Raw genomic sequence first — 6139 nt, 5'->3', positions numbered from 1 at the left:
AGCGGGGACCGGCTCGACGTCGCGCTGCTCGCCGCCGGCCTCGCACGGTCCCGCACCCACGCCCGGCGCATCGTCGAGGAGGGACGCGCGAGGATCGACGGGCGCCGGGCCGGCAAGCCCTCCGCCCCCGTCCCCGACGGGGCGCGCCTGACCGTCGTCGACGTGCCCGACGGCATCGAGTACGCCTCCCGCGCCGCGCACAAGCTCGCCGGCGCCCTCGACCTGCTCGAGCTCGATCCCCGCGGCCTGCTCTGCCTTGATGCGGGCGCCTCGACCGGCGGGTTCACCGACGTGCTGCTGCGGCGCGGCGCCGATCGCGTGATCGCCGTCGACATCGGGCACGACCAGCTCGCCGACCATGTGCGCGAGGACGCCCGCGTCGAGGTGCGCGACGGCACGAGCGTGCGCGACCTCACCCCGGGCATGCTCGGCGCCCGCGTCGACCTCGTCGTCGCGGATCTCTCCTTCATCTCCCTGCGCACCGTCCTGCCCGCCCTCGCGGGCGTGATCGCGCCGCACGGGGAGCTGCTGCTCATGGTCAAGCCCCAGTTCGAGGTGGGGAAGCAGGCGCTGCCCCGCACCGGCGTGGTCACCGATCCCGCCGCCCGGATCCGTGCCGTGGAGGGCGTGGTCGAGACCGCCGCCGAGCAAGGGCTCGAGCTCGCTGCCATCGGCCCCAGCGCCCTGCCCGGCCAGGACGGCAACCGCGAGTATTTCGTGCACCTGCGGCCCTCCCGCTCGATCCGGCCGCATGGTGCAGGGGCCACCGCGCCCGGCTCGGCCTGCACGCCGGATGCGCAGGCCTATGACATGATCGGGTCTGCCGTGGGTGGGGCCCTCCCGCGGCGCCGCCGCGACCAGAACGCCCCCGAGGAGGACTGACCCATGCGACGGTTCCTCCTGTACGTGCACACCGGACGTCGGGCGGCGCTGCGCGCCATGCTCACGGTCCTCGAGGAGCTGCGCCGCCGGGGCGTGCGCGCGGTGGTCGTCGACGAGCAGGTCGACGAGATCCTCTCCCTGCCGGAGGACGAGGCGCCGCCGCGCCTGCTGACCTTCCTCACCAACGGCGGCGTGGACGTGCTCGACGCCGTCTCGGCTGCGGACGCCGTCGAGCTCGGCATCGTCCTCGGCGGCGACGGCACCATCCTGCGCGCGCTCGAGGCCGTGCGCGAGGCTGACGTCCCCGTCCACGGCGTGAACCTCGGCCATGTCGGCTTCCTCGCCGAGAGCGAGGTCGAGGACCTCTCCATCACCGTCGCCCGGCTCCTGGACGGCGACTACGAGATCGAGAAGCGCTCCACCCTGGACATCGCCGTGCTCGACGAGCACGACGAGCAGATCGGGCACCACTGGGCGCTGAACGAGGCGTCCCTGGAGAAGGCCGACCGGCAGAAGATGATCAACGTCGCGATCGAGATCGACGGCCGGCCCGTCTCGAGCTTCGGCGCCGACGGGGTGCTGCTGTCCACCCCGACCGGCTCGACCGCCTACGCGTTCAGCGCCGGCGGTCCCGTCATCTGGCCCGAGGTCGACGCGATGATGCTCATCCCGCTCGCCGCCCACGCCCTCTTCGCCCGGCCGCTGGTGCTGGGACGCTCCTCCGAGATCGCCGTCGAGATGACCATGGACAACCGCGAGGACGCGATCCTCACCCTCGACGGGCGCCGCGGGGAGGACATCGTGGCAGGGATGCGGATCGAGGCGCGGCTCTCCGAGCACTCGGTGCGCCTGGTCCGCCTCGCTCCTACCCCGTTCGCCGATCGACTGGTCGAGAAGTTCCAGCTGCCCGTCGTGGGCTGGCGGGGCCGCGGCCCGCGCACCCGCTGAAGGGCGCCGCCGTGCTGTCCACCCTGCGCATCCGCCACATCGGCGTGATCGACGACGCCCTGCTCGAGTTCGGGCCGGGATTCACCGCCCTGACCGGCGAGACCGGCGCTGGCAAGACCATGATCGTCACGGGCCTGACCATGCTGCTGGGCGGCCGCCTGGACCGGGGCCGCACCCGCGGCTCCAGCACCGTCGACGGAACACTCGCGCTCGCCGGGCACGGGGAGCTCGCGGACGCGATGGACGAGCTCGGCGCCGAGGAGGAGGACGGCGAGGTGCTCGTGGTGCGCCGTCTGACCCGCGACGGCCGCTCCCGCGCCCAGATCGGCGGGGTCCCCGTCCCGATCGGGACCCTCGCCCGGCTCGTGGGCACCGCGGTCACCGTGCACGGCCAGTCCGACCAGCAGCGTCTGCGCGACCACGACGCACAGCGCGAGGCCCTGGACCGCTTCGGCGCCGCCGAGATCGAGCCGCTGCTCGAGCAGCACCGCACGATCTGGCGCGAGCGCACCGCCCTCACCGAGCGCCTCGCCGAGCTCGACGCCCTGCTCGCCGAGCGGGAGCGCCGCGGCACCGTCCTCACCGAGGCACTGGAGCGGCTCGAGCAGGCCGACCCCCAGGCGGGGGAGGACGACGCGCTGCGCGACGAGATCGAACGGCTCGGCAACGCCGAGGAGCTCCGCGGCGCCGCCGGGCAGGCCGCGCTCGCCCTGGTCGGCGACGACGACGGCCCCGCCGCCGGATCCCTGCTCGACATCGCGGGGGAGGCCCTCGCCCGCGCCGCCCGCACCGACGGCACCCTCGTCCCCCTCACGGAACGGCTCGACGCGCTGCGGATCGAGCTCTCCGACATCGCCGGGGAGCTCTCGAGCTACGCCGACGGGATCGACGCCTCGCCCGGACGCATCGAGGAGGCCAACGAGCGCCTCCACGAGCTGACCGTCCTGGTGCGCGACCTCGGCGCCCTGCTGCCGGGCCAGGACGGCCCCGCCGAGGACGTCACCACCCTGCTCGAGACCTCCCGCACCGCGGCGCAGGAGCTCGACCGCTTCGAGGGCGCGGAGGAGGAGCGCGGCACCGTCGCGGCCCGCCTCGGGCAGCTCGAGACGGAGCTCGACGCGGCCGCCGAGGAGCTCACCGCGGCACGCACCGAGGCCGCAGGCGCCCTCTCCGGCGCGGTCCAGGAGGAGCTGCGCCACCTCGAGATGCCCGATGCCGAGATCCGGGTCGACGTCACGGGGCGCGCCCACCGCTCACACGGCCGGGACGAGGTCGCGATCCTGCTCGCCCCCCACCCCGGCGCCGACCACCTGCCGGTCGCGCAGGCCGCCTCCGGCGGCGAGCTCTCCCGCGTCATGCTCGCCCTCGAGGTGGCGCTGGCCTCCTCCCGCAGCGACCGCACTGCCGCCCCCGTGTTCGTCTTCGACGAGATCGACGCCGGCATCGGCGGGCGCGCCGCCCTCGCCGTCGGCCAGCGCCTCGCACGCCTGGCCCGCCACGCCCAGGTCATCGTCGTCACCCACCTCCCGCAGGTCGCCGCCCACGCCTCCACCCACCTGCAGATCGTGAAGACCTCGCAGGACGGTGCGACCAGCTCGACCGTGGAGACCCTGGACCGGCCGGGCCGCATCCGCGAGCTCGCCCGGATGCTCGCCGGGGACGACGCCTCCGACGTCGCCCTCGCCCACGCCGAGGAGCTGCTGGACGAGGCCGGACGGGCGCAGCGATGAGCGCGGCCCGCACCGAGGGCGTGGCCCGGCTCGGCAAGCGCACCAAGGACCTCACCAAACGCCTCCGCCCCGGCGAGATCGCGATCATCGACCACGAGGACATCGACCGGGTCGCCGCCGAGGCGCTCGTCGAGCGGGAGCCGGCCGCAGTCCTCAACGTCGCCGCCTCCACCTCCGGCCGCTACCCCAACGCGGGCCCGCGCATACTCGTCGACGCCGGGATCGTGCTCGTCGACTCCCTCGGGGACGAGGTCTTCGAGGGGATCCGCGACGGGGAGCGGATCACCGTCGAGGACGGGCGGGTGCTGCTCGAGGGGGAGCCGATCGCCGAGGGCGCCCGGCAGGACGACGCGAGCGTCACCGCCTCCCAGGAGGCGTCCCGCGAAGGGCTCTCCGAGCAGCTCGAGCTGTTCGCCGAGAACACGATGGAGTACATGCTCCGCGAGCGGGACCTGCTGCTGGACGGGATCGGCGCGCCCGAGGTCGCCACCCGCATGGACGGCCGGCCGGTGCTGATCGTGGTGCGCGGCTACCACTACAAGGAGGACCTCGCGACCCTCAAACCCTTCCTGCGCGAGAACCGCCCCGTGATCATCGGGGTCGACGGCGGCGCGGACGCGGTGCTCGAGGCCGGATTCCGGCCCGACATGATCATCGGCGACATGGACTCCGTCTCCGACCGGGCCCTGCGCTCCGGCTCCGAGCTCGTCGTCCACGCCTATCGCGACGGCCGCGCCCCTGGGATGGAGCGGCTGGCGGAGCTGGGGCTGGCCGAGGGCGCGGTCTCCTTCCCCGCCTCGGGCACCAGCGAGGACATCGCCATGCTGCTGGCCGACGAGAAGGGCGCCTCGGTCATCGTCGCCGTCGGCACCCACGGCACCCTCGAGGAGTTCCTCGACAAGGGCCGTGCCGGCATGAGCTCGACCTTCCTCACACGTCTGCGCATCGGCTCCAAGCTCGTCGACGCGAAGGGCGTCTCCCGCCTGTACCGTCAGAGGATCTCCACCTTCCAGCTCGTGCTGCTGGCGCTGGCGGGTCTGGCCGCGCTCGCCGTGGCGCTCTGGGCCACTCCGGGCGGTCAGGCGCTCGTGCAGATCCTCTTCGCCCGCCTCGACGGGCTCCTGTCCTGGTTCACCACGCTGTTCACACCCCGGGCCACCGGGTCGTAGGAGGGTCCCGACCCCGTGATCGACTTCCGTTACCACCTCGTCTCGCTGATCTCCGTGTTCCTCGCGCTCGCCGTCGGCATCGTCCTCGGCGCCGGGCCGCTGCGCGAGAACCTGGGCGACCAGCTCGCCGGTCAGGTCGAGCAGCTGCGCACCGAGCAGGAGCAGCTGCGCGCCGAGGCCGAGCAGCTCGCCGGCGAGAACGACCAGCTCTCCTCGTTCATCAACGAGGTCGGGCCGGAGCTCGTGGACGGCACCCTCGAGGGGCAGCGGATCGCGATCCTCACCGACGACGACTCCACCCGCGCCTCCACCGAGCGGATCACCTCGCTGCTGGACGCGGCCGGCGTCGAGCAGACCGTGCACGTCGAGCTGCAGAGCGCGCTGTGGGAGCCGGGACAGGAGCAGGCGCGGACCGACGCGGTCGCCGCGGTGGAGCAGATCGCGCCCGGGGCGCTCACGGCCGTCGGAGGAGAGGAGCTCACCGACTCCGAGCGCCTCTCCGCGCTGATCCCCGAGCTGCTGGCCGGCGGCGAGGGCGACAGCCTGGACGAGGAGCTGCGCGGGCAGCTGTGGCAGGTGCTCATCGATCACGGGATGGTGAGCGTGGACGGCGGGGCGCCGGGCACGGTCGACGGCGTCGTGCACGCGAGCGCCGCCCCCGAGGAGCTCGCCGTCGACACCGACGACGACCAGGCCGCTGCCGAGCGCGCCCAGGGCCTGCTCGCCTCCCGCACCAGCATGCTCACCGCCCTCGCCGGGACCGGCCTGCCCGCGGTGGTCTCCGCCGTGACGCCCGCGAACGACGCGTCCACCGGCATCCTGCGCACCGTGCGCGGGGAGGCGACCTACGACGCGCTGTCGACGACGGACCGGCTGCAGGAGCCCGACGGCCCGGTCCTGTCCTTGCTCGCGCTGGTCGAGCAGACCCGCGGCGGCTCCGGCGCCTACGGCACCACGGCCGATGCCGCCGAGCGCCTCCCCGCCCTGCCCGAGACCGCCGGGGTCGGCACCGAGGGCGACGGCTCCGGGGGTGACGGCACCGAGGGCGGGGCCGCGCCGTCCGACGGCGGGGGAGCGGAGTGATCGCCGCGCTGCGCGCCGAGCTCGCCCGCACCAACTTCGCCGGACGCGAGGTGAGCCTCGCCGAGGGCGCGCTCGTGGTCGCGGGCACCTGCGCCCTCGCACGGCGCACGGGCCGGTCCCTGGACCTCCTCGCGCTCGCCGGGATCGGCGGGCTCGGGCTGCTCGACGACCTGCTCGAGCCGCATCAGCGACGCGCTGGCCGCCCGGTCTCCAAGGGGCTGCGCGGGCATCTCGCCTCGCTCCGCTCCGGCCGGGTGACGACGGGTGCCGCGAAGGCGCTCGGCATCCCCGCCCTCGCGCTGCTCGCCGCGGCGGGCGGCCCGGCCC

Annotated in this window: 5 protein-coding genes and 1 pseudogene; all 6 read left to right on the top strand. The window is 74.5% G+C overall.

The window, feature by feature from the left end; translation table 11 throughout:
• The coding region (locus HMPREF3159_RS14195) for a TlyA family RNA methyltransferase (protein WP_070501778.1) at positions 1-882 on the top strand (882 nt) is incomplete at its 5' end.
• 3 nt (positions 883-885) lie between these two features.
• Positions 886-1830, top strand: coding sequence for an NAD kinase (locus HMPREF3159_RS14190; protein ID WP_070501777.1), 945 nt, complete (start codon positions 886-888; stop codon positions 1828-1830).
• Between the two features lie 11 nt (positions 1831-1841).
• A complete protein-coding gene (recN, locus tag HMPREF3159_RS14185; RefSeq protein WP_083305966.1) occupies positions 1842-3560 on the top strand; it encodes a DNA repair protein RecN in 1719 nt (572 codons plus the stop codon).
• On the top strand, positions 3557-4729 hold the full coding sequence (gene steA / locus HMPREF3159_RS14180) for a putative cytokinetic ring protein SteA (protein ID WP_070501775.1): 1173 nt from the start codon (positions 3557-3559) through the stop codon (positions 4727-4729). The genes recN and steA overlap by 4 nt, the downstream gene beginning before the upstream one ends.
• A 15-nt stretch (positions 4730-4744) precedes the next feature.
• Positions 4745-5812, top strand: coding sequence for a copper transporter (locus tag HMPREF3159_RS14175; protein WP_070501774.1), 1068 nt, complete (start codon positions 4745-4747; stop codon positions 5810-5812).
• Positions 5809-6139: pseudogene (locus tag HMPREF3159_RS14170) on the top strand (hypothetical protein); the annotation flags it as partial. The gene HMPREF3159_RS14175 and the pseudogene HMPREF3159_RS14170, both read left to right, overlap by 4 nt.

Source organism: Brachybacterium sp. HMSC06H03 (assembly GCF_001807385.1).
In the GTDB taxonomy this organism is placed as follows: Bacteria; Actinomycetota; Actinomycetes; order Actinomycetales; family Dermabacteraceae; genus Brachybacterium; species Brachybacterium conglomeratum.
This window is presented reverse-complemented; position numbering and strand designations above follow the sequence as displayed.